Genomic DNA, 16,287 nt, shown 5'->3' on the forward strand with positions numbered 1-16,287 from the left:
TCCAATGGTAAGACAAATAAAATTGTTTGTCAATGGCTTTTTTTCTTAAAAGTTTTTTCATTTTAGCTCCTTCATTATCGTGTTTTTTTGTATATATAGAAGCGAAATTATCGAGGGATAAAGTAGTGCTTCATTTTTCAGAAAATAAAAAAAATACGATTGACCAGATGGTGTATTTGTCTTACAATAAAACAATAATACACAAGGAGGAATAAAAAATGAATAAGATCCGCAAGGCACCTAAAGGAATTCTCGGATTTCCCGTGGCACCATTCACAACGAGTAATAAGCTTGATGAACAAGCACTCGCCCAAAATATCCAATTTTTATTAGATGAGGGACTAGAAGCTATTTTCGTGGCATGTGCAGCAGCGGAATATCCATCATTAAGTAAAGAGGAATATGAAGCGATGGTTGAGGTAGCCGTATCCGTCACCGCTGGAAAAGTACCTGTATACACGGGGGTAGGCGGGAATATCCAAACTTCCCTCGAACTTGCCAGAATATCTGCGGATAAAGGGGCAGATGGTTATTTAATATTACCTCCATATCTCGTTACTGGAGAACAGGCAGGTCTGTCGGCTTATTTCAAAGCCATCGCAGAGAGTACAGACTTGAATTCCATCGTATATCAGCGTGATAATGTGGCATTTTCACTTTCAGCTTTGGAAGCGCTTGCTGAGGTCCCGCAGGTAGTCGGCGTCAAAGACGGTCTGGGCAATATGGAGTTGAATGGACTCCTTACACAAACCTTCGGAAAACGTTTCGGCTGGCTGAACGGAATGCCGCTTGCGGAAGTTACCATGTCGGCCTACGTTCCACTTGGCTTTGATTCCTATTCATCGGCGATATCCAATTACATCCCGCATATCTCACGAAAGTTCTATAATGGCATCCTGAGCGGAGATCAAGAAACGGTCAATGAAATTTACCAGCAGGTCATCATGCCGATCAACAACATTCGCCGTCAGCGAAAAGGGTATGCCGTTTCTCTCATTAAAGCAGGTATGGAGATTATGGGAATGCCGGTTGGGCAAACAGTCAGATTACCGATTCTTCCGGTGGAAAAAGAACATTATGCAGAAATGCAAACGATATTAGAGAATGCTTTAGATCGTTTTCCAAAAGAAACACCAATTCAATCAATCTAATAAGGGTGGGGATTATATATGATAACTACAGTTCAAACAAAAACGTATCTTAACTATATTAATGGTGAATGGGTTGCTTCCATTTCAAATGAAGTTGAAAAAAGTTTAAACCCGGCAGATAAACAGGCAATTGTCGGTTATGTACAAAAATCCACCAAGGAAGACTTGGACCTGGCAGTGGAAGCAGCGAAAAAGGCGAAAGATAAATGGCGCAAACTAGCTGGTTCAGAGCGCGGGGAGTATCTGTATAAAGCAGCGCAAATTCTTGAAAAGCGGATCGATGAAATCGCAGAATGCGCAACACGGGAAATGGGCAAGACATTTGCTGAAACAAAAGGGGAAACGGCACGCGGTATTGCGATCCTGAAATACTATGCAGGAGAAGGAATGCGCAAGGTGGGGGATGTCATTCCATCCACCGACAGTTCTGCGCTTATGTTCACGACGCGCGTTCCGCTTGGTGTAGTCGGCGTCATTACACCTTGGAATTTCCCGATCGCCATCCCAATCTGGAAGATGGCTCCTGCCCTCGTATATGGGAATACGATTGTGGTGAAGCCAGCCACCGAGACGGCGATCACCTGTGCGAAAATCATGGAGTGTTTTGAAGAAGCCGGTTTCCCGGCGGGCGTTGTCAATATGGTTACAGGGCCGGGCAGTGTCATCGGGCAGGGCATCGCCGATCACGAAGATATAAACGGGATTACCTTTACCGGCTCAAACGGAGTCGGAAAAAGGATTGGACAAGCGGCGTTAGCACGCGGAGCGAAATACCAGCTTGAAATGGGCGGGAAAAACCCGGTGATCGTTGCAGCGGATGCGGATCTTAACCTGGCTGTAGAAGCAGTCATTACAGGTGCGTTCCGTTCAACGGGGCAAAAATGTACCGCGACAAGCCGTGTCATCGTTGCAGCTGAAGTATATGAAGAGTTCAAGCAGCTGCTGGTGAAAGAAACGAAAGGCATTTCCATCGGGGATGGATTGGACAGCGGGACATGGATGGGACCATGTGCCAGCGAAAGTCAATTGAATACGGTTCTTTCCTATATCGAAAAAGGAGTGGAAGAAGGTGCTGCACTTCTAATTGGCGGGAAGCGTGCTGAAGAAGGCCATCAGGCGAATGGCTTTTATGTAGAACCTACGATTTTTGATAATTGTACGTCAGATATGACAATTGTACAGGAAGAAATTTTTGGTCCGGTGATTGCCTTATTGAAAGCTGATTCAGTTGAAGAAGCCCTGCACCTTGCGAACAGCGTGGAATATGGCCTTAGTGCTTCAATTTTCACAGCCAATATCAAACATCTGCTTTCATTTGTTAATGATATGGAAGCGGGATTGATCAGGGTCAACGCCGAGAGCGCAGGCGTTGAATTACAGGCGCCATTTGGCGGCATGAAAAACTCCAGCTCCCACTCCAGGGAACAAGGAGAAGCAGCAAAAGAGTTTTTTACTTCCATTAAAACGGTGTTTGTCAAATAATATAAAGTAAATGCGATCAATAGATAACGCTTTCGAATTAATGATTAAAGAACTTATGAAGTTAATAAATCTGGAAGGAAGTTAAATAATGAAATCGCAGGGATCGCCAATTATTACAGATATGAAGGTTATTCCAGTAGCAGGGTATGATAGTGCCCTGCTCACATTAAGTGGCTGTCATGCTCCTTACTTTACTCGTAATATTGTTATTTTAGAAGATGAAACGGGGAATACAGGTATCGGTGAGATTCATGGCGGCGATGATATTACTAGAATGATAGAAAGTTATCGTCCATTTGTAGTAGGACAAGAGATTGCCGATTATAGAAGTTGTATTACTGCAATACGTAAAGGTGGTATGAGTATTAAAGGTGACTCTGGTGAAGGGTTACAAGGATTAAATTTAGCCAATTTAAAATTTGTTGTTCAAGCAGAAGCAGCTGTTGAATGCGCCATGATGGACTTGCTTGGTAAATTTGTTAATAAACCAATTGCAGCATTGCTCGCCGATGGAGGTATTCAACGTACAGAAGTTCCTTTCTTAGGCTATTTATTCTATATCGCAGATATGGAAAAACTCGATCTTAATTATTTACGTGAAACACGATTTAAGGATGATTGGGATCGTGTTAGACGAATTGAAACGTTAACAGCTGAAGGAATTGTAGCTCAAGCAAAAGCAGCTGAAGCTCGTTATGGATTTAAGAGTTTCAAATTAAAAGGTGGAGTACTTCGAGGGGAAGAAGAAATGGAAGCGATTCAAGCTTTACATGAAGCATTCCCTGATTCAAGAATTAATCTTGATCCAAATGGAGCATGGTCATTAGAAGAAGCCATTATGCTTTGCAAAGGTAAAGGAGATATACTTGCATATATTGAAGATCCGTGTGGTCCTGAAGCGGGATTCTCTAGCCGTGAAATAATGGCTGAATTTAAGATTGCAACCGGATTACCTGTTGCTACAAATATGATTGCTACAAATTGGCGTCAATTTCATCATGCAGCAACACTTAGAGCGGTCGATATTGTGTTAGCTGACCCTCATTTCTGGACATTGAATGGTAGTATCCGTATGGCACATGTATTAAACGATTGGGGCTTAACATGGGGGTCGCATTCCAATAATCACTTTGATATTACATTAGCAGCATTTACACAAGTAGCAGCTGCTGCGCCAGGGAATATTTCACCAATCGATACACACTATATTTGGCAAGATGGCCAAGAATTATGTGATGATCCATTACAAATTATAGATGGAATGATTAAACTGCCTGATAAACCAGGTTTAGGTGTGGAAATAAATATGGATAAAGTTATGAAAGCAAATGAATTGTATAGAAGTCTGCCTTATCATGATCGTGATGATTCAACTTCTATGCAATATCTAATTAAAGAGTGGAAATATAACTCTAAAAAGCCATGTCTGGTGAGATAAACTTTTCGATTTAAATGAATGGGTAATTACCATGAGTAAAAGAATGAATATCTCAATCTATTAAAGATGAACATATTAACATTCTACTCATGGTAGTTGCTTAAAAAACATTAATTGTAAGCCCTTACTTTATTAAATTCACAATTCAATGAGAAAAAATAAGGTATTGAATTGAAACCGTATTTCTCTGAAAAATAGAGATAAAGGAGGAAGCTTAATGAACAGTAGCGTTGCTCAACGCATCCGCAATGAGAATGAACATCCTAAAAAAACCAATGTGCGTTTTACCATACTTGCAATGTTATTTATCGTGACCGTTATTAATTATATTGACCGTTCTGCGTTGGGTATAGCTGCTCCAGTAATGAAAGAAGACCTTGCTTTCGATGCAGTGAAATTGGGAGTTGCTTTTTCAGCGTTTAACTGGGCTTATACCGCATTTAACATTCCAGGAGGTTGGTTACTAGATAGATTTGGAGCACGTAAAGTTTATGGTGTTGCTTTATTATTATGGTCCACATTTACCTTTTTTCAAGGATTTATTAGCACCTTACTTGGACTATTCATTTTAAGATTCTTGGTTGGTATTACTGAAGCTCCATCTTTTCCAGGAAATAGCAGATTGACAACGATGTGGTTTCCACAACATGAACGTGGACGGGCAGTATCGATTTATAACTCTGCACAATATTTTGGATTAGCACTTTTCACACCGGTCATGGCATGGATTTTACAAGAGTTTGGCTGGCACGATGTTTTCTTTGTTGCAGGAGGAGCAGGAGTTTTTGTAGCAATATTATGGTTTGCATTTGTACGTGAACCATACAACCATCCACGTGTAAATCAAGCAGAAATCGATTATATTAATTCAGGTGGAGGGTTAGCGAATAAAGAAGAAAAAAGAAAAGTGAACTGGTCTGATATCCGGCTTTTGTTGACAAACAGACAAATGGTCGGAATTTATATTGGTCAGTATGCGTTGAATACAATTGTTTGGTTTTTCTTAACTTGGTTCCCTACATATCTCGTAACGGAGAAGGGTTTATCTCTAATTCAAACAGGATTTGCTGCTTCGGTACCTTATATAGGAGCATTTTTTGGAGGTATCGTTGGCGGTATCATTTCTGACATATTATTGAAAAAGGGGAAATCGCTCGCTGTTGCACGTAAAACACCGATTATCACTGGGTTTCTTTTATCTAGTACAATCGTATTAGCTAACTATACTTCAAATATTTTTCTTCTTATCCTAATCATGTCCATTGCCTTTTTCGCAAAAGGTTTGGCAGGTCTTACATGGTCCCTTGTCGGTGATATGGCACCAAAAGAACTTATTGGTTTAACTGGGGGTATTTTTAATACCATTGGGAATATCGCAGGTATTGTAACACCACTTGTCATCGGATTTATTTTAGCCAAAACAAATTCCTTTAGTGGTGCCTTAATCTTTGTTGCCGTTGTATTGTTCGCAGGAGCTCTATCCTACATTTTCATAGTAAATAAACCTGAAAGAATCGTATTAATAGATAAAAATTAACAGTAGAAAGAAAATAAAATACTTATGTTTAAAGTTGTAACGAAGTTCCCTAAAAGCATGAGGAATATAATTGAAGCCATTGGAAAAGCAATCTTTATATCAGACAAGTATGCTAGCTTAATTATATTGAAAGGGTTGATAAAGTGGATACGAAAACGCAACTGACGGAGGTACCGCTTTATATTAAGGTGAATGGGATCGACAATGTCGCCATCGTGGTTAATACGGGAGGCTTGGATCAAGGAACCGTATTCCCTTGTGGGCTTGAATTGAAAGAAAGAGTGCCACAAGGCCACAAAGTGGCTTTAATGGACATAGTCGAAAATGAAGCCATCATACGCTATGGGGAAGTTATCGGTTATGCGGCTAAATCAATCAGTAAGGGATGTTGGATTGACGAATCACTGGTGATACTTCCGTCTTCTCCGGATTTAAAGGAATTGCCGGTAGCAAATGATATTCCGAAAACTTTACCCCCGCTTGAAGGGTATACATTCCAAGGGTTCCGAAATGAAGATGGCAGCGTTGGAACCAAGAATATATTGGGCATTACAACAAGCGTCCAATGTGTAGTGGGCGTGCTGGATTTCGTCGTGAACCGGATAAAAAAAGAGCTACTCCCGAAGTATCCCAATGTTGATGATGTTTTCGCCATAAATCACAACTATGGATGCGGAGTCGCTATCAATGCACCGGAAGCGGTCATTCCCATTCGCACGATACAGAACCTTGCGAAACACCCGAATTTCGGCGGGGAAGCCTTGGTAGTTGGATTGGGGTGTGAAAAACTGTCTCCAATGAGAATAAACCCAAGCGGGGACGATTCAGATATCATATCGCTTCAGGATCAGCAGGGATTTGCGGGAATGGTCCAATCCATTATGGAAATGGCCGAGGAACGTTTAATCAAGTTGAACCGCCGGGAGCGCGAGACATTTCCGGTTTCCGAATTAGTCATCGGCACCCAGTGCGGAGGAAGTGATGCATTCTCTGGTGTCACAGCTAACCCTGCCGTAGGATATGCCACAGATCTGTTGGTCAGGGCAGGGGCAACCGTTCTATTTTCTGAAGTCACAGAAGTACGGGATGCGATTCATCTATTAACGCCTCGTGCAGTGAATGAAGAAGTGGGGAGAGCTTTAATAAAGGAAATGGATTGGTATGATAACTACCTTGCTTTAGGTGATGCCGACCGAAGTGCCAATCCGTCGCCAGGAAACAAAAAGGGTGGGTTGGCCAATGTAGTGGAAAAATCATTAGGTTCCATTGCCAAATCCGGAGGCAGCCCCATTTCAGGCGTACTGGCTCCAGGTGAAAAGGCAACGGAAAAAGGGCTTATTTTTGCTGCTACACCAGCTAGTGACTTTGTTTGCGGAACGCTTCAGCTAGCTTCCGGCATGCACCTTCAAGTTTTTTCAACTGGAAGAGGCACACCTTATAATCTCGCAATGGCTTCCGTCATCAAAGTATCTACACGAAATACATTGACCGAGCAATGGAAAGATCTGATCGATATAAATGCTGGAACGATCGCTACTGGTGAAGCAACCATAGAGGAAGTCGGGTGGGAAATATTTCACCTTATTCTGGAAGTGGCCAGCGGTAAAAAGAAAACCTGGGCAGAACATTGGGGCTTGCATAATGATTTGGCACTTTTCAATCCTGCGCCAATTACCTAATAGTGAATGAATTGAAGGACTTCCTTTTATAGGGGGTCCTTTTTTGATGCCAATTTTTACAGTTGCATTATTTTTCCTCCAGAAAAGAGGACCGCCGAACTATTGGCAGAAGTTATTAATGAAGGAATGATTTACATCAAGGTGATACGGAAGTACATTATGAGGAGGGATACCATGGTCACATTCAGGAAAGCGACGGCAAAAGACTTAAGTGAAATCGTACGGATGCTTGCGGATGATGCATTGGGGAGGGAGAGGGAGCGATATGAAAATCCGCTTCCTGAAAGCTATCTAAAAGCATTTGAATCCATTGATGCAGATGAAAATAATGAATTGATCGTTGCATGCCTTGGTGAGGAAATCGTTGGAGTGCAGCAAATCACGTTCACACCTTATATTACCCATCAAGGCGGCTGGAGAGCTACGATCGAAGGAGTTCGGACGGCATCTACTGAACGGGGGAAAGGCATTGGAAGCAAGTTGATTCAATATGCGATTGACCGTGCAAAGAAGCGGGGCTGCCATATCATTCAGCTCACGACTGATAAAAAGCGGGAAGAAGCGCTGCGATTTTATGAACGGTTAGGATTCAAAGCCACTCATGAAGGCATGAAAATGAAGCTTTAATTCACGGTCTTTTGTCCCCATTTTTTGTGCACAACAATTCTTCTGGAATTATATGTTAAAATTATGCGTGAGATATTAATAGATGTATATAGGCTTTAAAAACTGATGAAAGGGGTGAGCTCGATGGAAAACGAAGCTTGTATTCAGAAGAGGTACGGTGTAATTAGTTTTACTTCATTCATTATTGGAATCATTTGCTTTTTTACTGTTTTTATTACACCTATCAGAATAGGAAATATCGGAAACTTGACTGGTGGTTATATCACATATTTCCTTACGGCTGCCGGCATCGTCCTCTCTGTCATGGGAATTTTGAAGAAAACGGAGAAAAACATGATTTCCATCATCTCATTGGTTTTCTCCTCCTCCTTCTTTATATTTTGGGTAATCATCATCACTTTGTTGTTAACGGGTGAAATAGAATGGCCACGCAGATCATATTAGCAGTTGCATTGGTAGAGTTACTGAGTTTTGCTTGAAGATTGGTTGGAGTTGAACCAATTTAACCTTTCGTGATGCTCAGCGGAGCTGCAAAACAGAATGGAGAATCATAGAATGAATGTCAAAGCGGAATTATATTGGAATGAATATTGGCAAGGGAAAGATGAAAAACCCCAGTCTGTCAGTGCATGGCAATTCGGGGCAGATCCCGATCATTTGGCTCAGTTAGTGATGGAGGGGATAAAAACGGCTACATGCTCTGGGCATGTTTTTTACGGAGAGGAAAATGAACCACTACCATCCGTGGGTGATTACAGCATTATCTTAAGCAGTGAGGATTTGCCCTTAGCCATCATACAAACAGTGAAAGTCGAAGTATTGCCCATGAATGAAGTGAGTGAAGAGTTTGCGATTGCAGAAGGGGAAGGAGATCGTACCTATACTTACTGGTGGGATGCTCATGAGAAATTTTTTAAAGAAGAACTGGACAAAATCGGCCACACCTTTAAAGAAGATATGCTGCTGGTGTGTGAGCGTTTTGAGTTGATACATGTAAAGTGAGTGTGGACGGCTCGGTCGGATAGAGCAATAAGTGTTTTTGTTCAATGATTTGCTATAATAGTTCATTGGATTAAAAAACTTATAGAAAGATAGGTATTTGCATGAAAAAGAAACTGATATTCATTGGCTTGGGAATCCTGGTTGTTTTCCTGCTGTTGCTTGGTACGTATAAATTAATGAATTCGAGAACTTATCAGGTGTTCGGTGGATTAACGGATAATGTCGACACGAATGAAAAAGTGGTCGCTTTGACTTTTGATGATGGCCCATCGAAGAATGTAAATGAAATCCTGCCGTTGCTGGATAAATACGATGTGAAAGCTACATTCTTCCTGATCGGTAACGAAATCGAAAAGTACCCGGAGGAAGCTGGGAAAATAGCGGAAGCGGGACATCAGATTGGGAATCATACGTATTCGCACAGGCGGATGGTGTTCAAATCGCCTTCTTATATAAAGGAGGAAATCGAGAAAACGGATAAATTGATTCAGAACGCCGGATATAAGGGTGAAATTGATGTACGGCCTCCAAACGGGAAAAAAGTCATAGGTTTTCCTTATTATTTAAATAAAAATGATAGAGAGACCATTACCTGGGATCTGGAACCAGATAGCTATTACACTACCGCTTCTGACAAAGTGAAGTATGTGAAGGGAAATATAAAACCAGGTTCAATCATCCTGATGCATCCGATGTATGATGATACGGGTAAAGAGCTGCAAGCGATTGAAGGGATCCTACGAGAGTTAACGAACGAAGGGTATACGTTTGTGACGGTCAATGAACTTCAGGAAATGTAGTTTTTGGTCCAGAGGATTTTCGAAGAATCGGGTTGCTGCGGCAGCCCTTTTTTATTTGATATAGAATAGTACAAAACATGGGCTGCATATTGTTTCTTAACGGAAGGTTGTTGTTAGGGCTTGAATTCGCATGAATTTTTCCTTAGTGGAAATAAAGCTATTAAAATGGGGCTGGTTACTTGTATCGGAATAAAAACACCGCTCTGATCATGATTTTGTGTTTCCTGTTATTCCTATTTCTTGTGGTGCTCTTTTTTCGCCACATCACGGTATACTTCGTGTATAGCTCGGGCATAGGCCCGTTATTACTTATCGGGATAATGGTTTTGGCTATCGTTATGCTTTTTATCAGAGGGTATAAATAATCGAGTCTGTTTCTTTGAGGCTGCTGCGCAGCCTTTTTTTTATGGAAAAAGTTCTTCACATCAAGGGACATAAAAAAATATAAAAATCAATAAAAAATTAACACTCCAACATTAGTAATTTATGGTAATATTTGAAATGGAATTATTTTCTTCTAAATTTTATTCAGGGGTGATTAGTGCGTGGAGTTTTTTACTAAGTGGTCGTTTAAGAACAAGGCTGCCGTTTCATTGGTAACCATATTTATTTTGATGATAGGAGTTGTCAGTTATTTTAAACTGCCGATGGAGTTTTTACCATCTGCCGATAATCCACAAGTTACGATTATCACAATGGGGCAGGGCACCGATTCGAAAACGATGGAAGCACAAGTTACAGATCCGATTGAAAGGGCAGTTACGGGCGTTAAAGGAAAGAGTTCCATATACTCCACCACTGGAGATGGTTTTTCTAAAGTAGATCTATTCTTTGAAGCCGGATCGGATATGAAACAAGCGAAACTGGATGTTCAGGAAGCTTTAGGCAGTGTGGCATTGCCTCAAAGCATGGCAAAGCCTACTGTTACACAGTTAAATACGTCAATGATTCCCATTTCATTTGTATCAGTTACTTTTAAGGATGGGTTAACAGCTGAAAATATAGACTTTGCCAAGAAAGAATTGGAGCCTTTGTATAAAGATATTAAAGGGGTTTCGGATGTACAGACATTCGGGGTTTCGCAATCCATTCTTTCAGTCAAAGTGGATAATGAAGAATTGGCTAAAAAGAAAGTCTCCATTCAAGATGTCATGAGCGTCCTTAACGGTCAGAATGCAGCTCTGGCCGTAGGCGAAAGAGTGATTGATGGGAAGGCAAGTAACATCAAGGTGATCGGTGATTTAACAAGTATTGAAAAATTAGAAGCGCTGAAGGTAACTCCTAATGTCGCACTTGGACAGATAGCAAAAGTTGAAGAAGCGAATGATGGCAACCTCATCAGTCGTTTTAATGGAAAGGAAAGCATTGATTTAAGCATTATCAAGGACAGTCAATCAAATGCTGTCACAATCAGTAAAGAGGTTGAAAAAGTAGCGAAAGAAATTAATGAAAAGTATAGTGACCAGAAATCGACCATTTATTTATCTACAGCTGATATGGTGGAGACGTCCGTTCAGACGATGGTAAAAGAAGTTCTGCTGGGTGCGCTATTCGCTACGATTGTAATCATGGTCTTTTTACGGAATATACGATCTACATTCATTACAATCGTATCCATACCGCTATCTCTTGGCTTTACGTTATTTTTGCTGTCATTGTCGGGAGTGACGCTGAATATTTTGACGCTGGGCGGTGTCGCTGTAGCGATCGGGCGCTTGGTGGACGATAGTATTGTCGTTATTGAAAACATTTTCCGGAAAATGCAGCAGGAGAAGATTTCAGTCGAATTGGTGATGGGTGCAACGAAAGAGGTGGGAGTGGCAATCACAGCTTCAACTCTTACGACTGTAGCCGTTTTCTTGCCGGTTGCTTTATTGAATGGAGGGCTTCAGGAGTTTCTTCTTCCTTTTGCATTGACTGTCACTTATTCTTTGCTGGCTTCATTAATTGTGGCATTGACGGTTGTTCCGTTAATGAGCGCAGGATTGCTGAAAAGGACGGAGTTGCCAAAACATCGACCGGCCAAGCGTTTTACGAAGCTGGTTACTTGGTCACTAAACCATAAATGGGTTGTCCTGATTGTCGCGATGCTGTTGTTTGTCGGTTCCATTGGTACATATTTTGCCATGCCAAAAGGGGCGATTGATAATTCTTCAGCAGACTATGTCTCCGTGACATTAACTTATCCAAATGATCAGCCCTATGAGAAAGTAAAGGAAAAAGCGATTGAACTCGAAGAAACGATGCAGGGTATGAATGAAGTGGATAATATTTTCATGCAATTAGGAAACTCTCCCGAGACAGCACAATATGGCGAAGTCGCATCACCTACTGAAGCGATTTTCGGCATCCTGGTAAAGGATAAAGCTAATGTAGATGCAATCTTGAGAAAAATGGAAAAGGAACAAGAAAACTATCCTGATGCGAAGCTTACGGCCCAAGCCTCTTCCTTTATGATGGGAGCATCAAAGACGAACATTACGATAGATGTGATCGGCAGTAATGCAGAAGATTTGGAACGTACGGCCAATAATGTCAAAGAAAGAATTCAGGACATTAAAGGAATCGAAGAGGTTACAACGAACCAGGATGAAAAGAAAACCATTTATTCATTCACGGTAGATCCGGCTAAAGGCAATACAGAACAAATCGGCCAACAATTGGGTATCATGCTTAATAAAACGCCTATCGGCCATATAACTTTACAGGATAAGCAAACTCCTGTCGTCCTTGAACCAATCTTGGATCCTAAAAAACCAGAGGATTTAAAAAGCATTCCGATCATGACAGACGGGGGTCTAGCCCCAGTGTCAAAAGTTGCTTCTTTAAAGAGCGAAGAGAGCGCAACAACGCAGTTCCATAAAGATGGAGAAACATATCTCCAATTAACGGCAACGGTCGATCCGGCTAAGCTGTCCGATATTGCAAGCAAAATAAATCTCGAGATATTTGGAGATAAAGAGAACAAAGGCCTTGATATTCCGGATGATGTAGAGATTTTAGTCGGCGGAGCCAGTGCTCAGCAGACAGATGACTTTTCCGATTTATTCCTTACGATGTTAATATCGATCGGCATTGTCTTTTTAATCATGGTTATAACCTTTAAATCGATCAAAGCACCGATTGCGATTCTATTTTCCTTGCCATTCGCTGCCATTGGAGCGGTATTAGGATTGGTCATCAGTCGAATTCCAGTTGATATTACAGCACTGCTCGGTGCTCTCATGTTAATAGGAATTGTTGTGACAAACGCGATTGTGCTTCTGGATCGAGTCAAACAAAACGAAGAAAAAATGATCATCCGTGATGCGATCGTCGAAGCGACAGCCACAAGATTCCGTCCAATCATAATGACGGCTGTAGCAACGATTTGTGCCATGCTGCCGCTTTTATATAAAAAGGCGGAAACAGGAAGCTTGGTTTCACAAAGCTTGGCAATCGTTGTCATTGGCGGGCTAGCTGTTTCCACACTGCTCACACTGATCGTCATTCCATGTATATACGAATTGCTGTACTATAAAAAATCGAAAAAACAGAGAAGGAAAAAGAGAGAACCCGTTAACGAACAACTCGAGATGTAAGGAAGTTTTAATAAAAAAGTTTGTAGAGAAAGCGACATTTTCTTTACAAACTTTTTTTTCTTTAAAAAATAATGGTTGACTTCCCTCTGCCCTGTAACTAAAATGATTACAGCAGGTGGTAAACAATCGCAGGAAGCAATCGACTGTACAGTTACTGAATGCCATGTAATTATATTGATTTTTTTTGCTCTGAATTGTAACTATTTCGGTTACAAGTTTAACTGATATTGAAAAGTGAGGGAATATATGATGACAGTGAAAATTAAAGCATATTCTGATTTTATTTGTCCTTTTTGTTTTTTAGGTAAAGGGCCTTTGGACGAAATCGTGAAGGAAAAGGATGTAGAAGTGGAATGGATGCCATTTGAATTGCGTCCGAGTCCATATACGAAAATTGATCCATGGAAGGAACCCGATAAGCTGAATTCATGGGACTCTTACATTCTTCCTGTTGCGAAAAAGCTAGGGGTTGATATGCGTTTACCCCGTGTCTCCCCGCATCCATATACACATTTGGCATTCGAAGGCTGCCATTTTGCAAAGGAGCACGGAAAAGGGAACGAATTCCACAACAGAGTATTTACCGCGTTTTTTCAAGAGGAACAAAATATTGAAGATATTGAAGTATTGACAAAATTAGCGGGTGAAGTAGAGCTTCCTATAGATGCCTTTAGAGAAGCGTTAGTGTCCCGAAAGTATCGGGAAGTGCACCAGCAAGCACTCAAACATGCTTATGAAGAAGCAGATATCAGGGCTGTCCCGACGTTTATTATTGGTGATGAAGTCATTCAAGGACTAGCCAGCAAAGAAAGGCTAGCGCAAGTCATTGAGAAGGAAGAAGCAAAAAATAAACGGAATGAATTTGATGGCTTGCAATGTGATGGTAAGGGGAATTGCTAAAAACGTTTTACTGTCAGGGAATGAGAATTTACAACAGTAAGGTCATTTCAAGCTACTTAAAATAGGGCTTGATTAGAATACTTACAGAAGAACCCCTTTTATAAAACCTTTTCTTTTACTGTTTTATAAAAGGGTTGATCAAAAAGATAGAAATCAATTTGTCCACAGTTTTTTCTGCGGTGTAAACTTTAGATTTCCACTTCAGGCACTCGCTTTCCGCAGGCGGTCAGGGAGCCTCCTCGGCGCGCCTGCGGGGTCTCCCTTGCCACGCTTTTCGCAGGAGTCTCGTACCTTCCGTTCCAATCAACTTTGTGTTTTAAAAGAAAAAACTGCTGGCTCGTCTTATTCCAACCCTATTTAAGACTAGTTTATCCTTCATATTTTTTTATCTGTAATCCTTAATGGATGGAAGAAATATGCGACACTCCTGCCGAAAAACTGGCTAGCCGAGACCCCGGAAACGCTGCTTCGAGGAGGCTTGGCAGACAGTCGGCGGAAAGGGAGCGGATTTCTGAAAGCAACTGGAACGTTTGTTTAAGAAGAAACTGTAGGCTGGACTCACTCCAACTTTGTTAAAGACAAGGTTATCCTTCATATTTTTTATCTGTCATCCTTAATGGATGGAAGAAATATGCGACACTCCTGCCGAAAAACTGGCTAGCCGAGACCCCGGAGACGCTTGCGTCGAGGAGGCTTGGCAGGCAGTCGGCGGAAAGGGAGCGGATTTCTGAAATCAACTGGAACGTTTGTTAAGAAGAAACTGTAGGCTGGACTCACTCCAACTATGTTTAAGACAAGTTTATCCTTCATATTTTTTTCCTGTCATCCTTAATGGATGGAAGAAATATGCGACACTCCTGCCGAAAAACTGGCTAGCCGAGACCCCGGAGACGCTTGCGTCGAGGAGGCTTGGCAGACAGTCGGCGGAAAGGGGGCGGATTTCTGGAATCAAAAACTGCATGTAAAAGTCTATAGTCTGAGCCGAAATCCTTTTGTTGATTTCGGTTTTTTCTTTTGGTTCTGTTATTGAACGATGTTGATTATACTCAACAAAAGAAGGAGGTATTATCCGGTTGTTTGCCGAATAAAAATCCTTTAGGCAAAACTTAGGGGGAGTGCAAATTGAAAAATGTAATAGATGGAATCAATCATTGGATTGGTTTTATACCAGAAGAGTTCAACCGGATGACAGAAAAAGAATTAAATCATCGACCAATGCCACACAAATGGTCCAAAAAAGAGATTTTAGGACATCTTTGCGATTCTGCATTGAACAATATGAACAGGTTCATCAAGATTCAGTACGAAGTACAGCCATATGTTATACAACCATATAATCAAGACCAATGGGTATTAGTCCAGAATTACCAAGAGCGACCATTGGATGAGATCGTTAACCTTTTTTGTACTTTAAATAAGCAAATCATTCATATAATAACGAATACACCAAATGATAGATTATCTAATCTTTGTGATATAGGAAATAATCAACTAAAATCAATGGAGTGGTTAATAAAAGACTATCTCGAACATATGGAACATCATATTAACAATCAAATCCTAATAAAAAAAGAGTGATCTATATAGGTCACTCTTTTTTTAAAAATTGTTCACTTTTCGCAACAGCTTGTCTTGAAGTTTGGACAATGTGAACAATGCGATGATAGAGCCGATCAAGGTTAACGCCATATCCCATTGGGCGTCCCAAATATCACTAACATGTTTTTATTAGTAATTGTTTTGGTAATAAACTAATTGAATTTTTTGGGATTGTTTGAACAAGATATAAGGGTTCAGGAAATGAACAAAAATATATAATATAAGGTGATGTAAATGAGGGCAAACATGGATAAAATTTTACCAGTTGTCGCTTCGGTCGGAGTAGGTATAGCCACTTATCAAATGTTGAGCGGCAAAGGCGGGAAAATGAAAAATATGGTGCCGCTTGCCACCAACTTGATGGGGATGGGGACTGGGATGCCAGGGCAGAATCAACAACAGCCAGAAAATCAATAAAAACAAAATCATCTCCTATAGGGGATGATTTCAGACTGTAGACAAAACTCGATGAAAATCGAGTATGTCTACAG

The 16,287-nt window shown here is 40.9% G+C and carries 14 protein-coding genes; 13 read left to right on the forward strand and 1 reads right to left on the reverse strand.

The annotated features are described in order from the left end of the window. The first annotated feature begins 218 nt into the window (after nucleotides 1-218). The 12 genes from kdgD to OTG27_RS18800 all read left to right on the forward strand — a co-directional run bounded on the left by kdgD (nucleotide 219) and on the right by OTG27_RS18800 (nucleotide 15,775). Nucleotides 219-1,151: a 5-dehydro-4-deoxyglucarate dehydratase gene (gene kdgD, locus OTG27_RS18745; RefSeq protein ID WP_268937731.1), complete on the forward strand. Its 933-nt coding sequence runs from the start codon at nucleotides 219-221 to the stop codon at nucleotides 1,149-1,151. A gap of 18 nt (nucleotides 1,152-1,169) precedes the next feature. Continuing rightward, the gene (gene gucD / locus OTG27_RS18750) at nucleotides 1,170-2,633 is read left to right on the forward strand and encodes an alpha-ketoglutaric semialdehyde dehydrogenase GucD (protein ID WP_268937732.1); all 1,464 of its coding nucleotides are present in this window, start codon (nucleotides 1,170-1,172) and stop codon (nucleotides 2,631-2,633) included. 88 nt (nucleotides 2,634-2,721) lie between these two features. Continuing rightward, nucleotides 2,722-4,071: a glucarate dehydratase family protein gene (locus tag OTG27_RS18755; protein WP_268937733.1), complete on the forward strand. Its 1,350-nt coding sequence runs from the start codon at nucleotides 2,722-2,724 to the stop codon at nucleotides 4,069-4,071. Nucleotides 4,072-4,288: 217 nt separating this feature from the next. Next, a complete protein-coding gene (locus tag OTG27_RS18760; protein ID WP_187049943.1) occupies nucleotides 4,289-5,608 on the forward strand; it encodes an MFS transporter in 1,320 nt (439 codons plus the stop codon). A gap of 143 nt (nucleotides 5,609-5,751) precedes the next feature. Beyond that, entirely contained in the window at nucleotides 5,752-7,287 is a 1,536-nt protein-coding gene (gene garD / locus OTG27_RS18765) for a galactarate dehydratase (protein WP_191928657.1), read from the forward strand. A gap of 174 nt (nucleotides 7,288-7,461) precedes the next feature. Then, nucleotides 7,462-7,914 carry a GNAT family N-acetyltransferase gene (locus tag OTG27_RS18770; protein WP_063575340.1) on the forward strand — a complete coding sequence of 151 codons (453 nt, stop codon included), beginning with the start codon at nucleotides 7,462-7,464 and terminating at the stop codon, nucleotides 7,912-7,914. A gap of 123 nt (nucleotides 7,915-8,037) precedes the next feature. Next, nucleotides 8,038-8,358, forward strand: coding sequence for a hypothetical protein (locus tag OTG27_RS18775; RefSeq protein WP_268937734.1), 321 nt, complete (start codon nucleotides 8,038-8,040; stop codon nucleotides 8,356-8,358). Nucleotides 8,359-8,469: 111 nt separating this feature from the next. Next, nucleotides 8,470-8,916 carry an ASCH domain-containing protein gene (locus OTG27_RS18780; protein WP_268937735.1) on the forward strand — a complete coding sequence of 149 codons (447 nt, stop codon included), beginning with the start codon at nucleotides 8,470-8,472 and terminating at the stop codon, nucleotides 8,914-8,916. A gap of 101 nt (nucleotides 8,917-9,017) precedes the next feature. Further along, nucleotides 9,018-9,716, forward strand: a complete 699-nt coding sequence (locus tag OTG27_RS18785; RefSeq protein ID WP_268937736.1) for a polysaccharide deacetylase family protein — start codon at nucleotides 9,018-9,020, stop codon at nucleotides 9,714-9,716. Nucleotides 9,717-10,261: 545 nt separating this feature from the next. Then, nucleotides 10,262-13,297: an efflux RND transporter permease subunit gene (locus OTG27_RS18790; RefSeq protein WP_268937737.1), complete on the forward strand. Its 3,036-nt coding sequence runs from the start codon at nucleotides 10,262-10,264 to the stop codon at nucleotides 13,295-13,297. A gap of 249 nt (nucleotides 13,298-13,546) precedes the next feature. Then, complete coding sequence (locus tag OTG27_RS18795) at nucleotides 13,547-14,197, forward strand: DsbA family oxidoreductase (RefSeq protein WP_098186289.1); 651 nt, start codon at nucleotides 13,547-13,549, stop codon at nucleotides 14,195-14,197. Nucleotides 14,198-15,319: 1,122 nt separating this feature from the next. Then, a complete protein-coding gene (locus OTG27_RS18800) occupies nucleotides 15,320-15,775 on the forward strand; it encodes a DinB family protein (protein WP_063575346.1) in 456 nt (151 codons plus the stop codon). 21 nt (nucleotides 15,776-15,796) lie between these two features. On the opposite strand, the gene OTG27_RS26845 is transcribed toward OTG27_RS18800, so the two are convergent. Next, nucleotides 15,797-15,907 (reverse strand): hypothetical protein, encoded by a 111-nt coding sequence (locus OTG27_RS26845; protein ID WP_483878189.1) that lies wholly within the window; start codon nucleotides 15,905-15,907, stop codon nucleotides 15,797-15,799. Nucleotides 15,908-16,030: 123 nt separating this feature from the next. Here OTG27_RS26845 and OTG27_RS18810 point away from each other — a divergent pair, with 123 nt between their 5' ends. After that, on the forward strand, nucleotides 16,031-16,213 hold the full coding sequence (locus tag OTG27_RS18810; protein WP_063575347.1) for a hypothetical protein: 183 nt from the start codon (nucleotides 16,031-16,033) through the stop codon (nucleotides 16,211-16,213). Nucleotides 16,214-16,287 lie beyond the last annotated feature (74 nt).

The sequence above is a fragment of the Peribacillus sp. AS_2 genome (assembly GCF_026891895.1).
Lineage (GTDB): Bacteria > Bacillota > Bacilli > Bacillales > DSM-1321 > Peribacillus > Peribacillus frigoritolerans.

Bases quoted from the DNA above. Each gene is read 5' to 3' on its own strand.
- kdgD (WP_268937731.1), top strand. From the start codon at position 219: ATGAATAAGATCCGCAAGGCACCTAAAGGAATTCTCGGATTTCCCGTG.
- gucD (WP_268937732.1), top strand. From the start codon at position 1,170: ATGATAACTACAGTTCAAACAAAAACGTATCTTAACTATATTAATGGT.
- OTG27_RS18755 (WP_268937733.1), top strand. From the start codon at position 2,722: ATGAAATCGCAGGGATCGCCAATTATTACAGATATGAAGGTTATTCCA.
- OTG27_RS18760 (WP_187049943.1), top strand. From the start codon at position 4,289: ATGAACAGTAGCGTTGCTCAACGCATCCGCAATGAGAATGAACATCCT.
- OTG27_RS18770 (WP_063575340.1), top strand. From the start codon at position 7,462: ATGGTCACATTCAGGAAAGCGACGGCAAAAGACTTAAGTGAAATCGTA.
- OTG27_RS18775 (WP_268937734.1), top strand. From the start codon at position 8,038: ATGGAAAACGAAGCTTGTATTCAGAAGAGGTACGGTGTAATTAGTTTT.
- OTG27_RS18780 (WP_268937735.1), top strand. From the start codon at position 8,470: ATGAATGTCAAAGCGGAATTATATTGGAATGAATATTGGCAAGGGAAA.
- OTG27_RS18785 (WP_268937736.1), top strand. From the start codon at position 9,018: ATGAAAAAGAAACTGATATTCATTGGCTTGGGAATCCTGGTTGTTTTC.
- OTG27_RS18795 (WP_098186289.1), top strand. From the start codon at position 13,547: ATGACAGTGAAAATTAAAGCATATTCTGATTTTATTTGTCCTTTTTGT.
- OTG27_RS18810 (WP_063575347.1), top strand. From the start codon at position 16,031: ATGAGGGCAAACATGGATAAAATTTTACCAGTTGTCGCTTCGGTCGGA.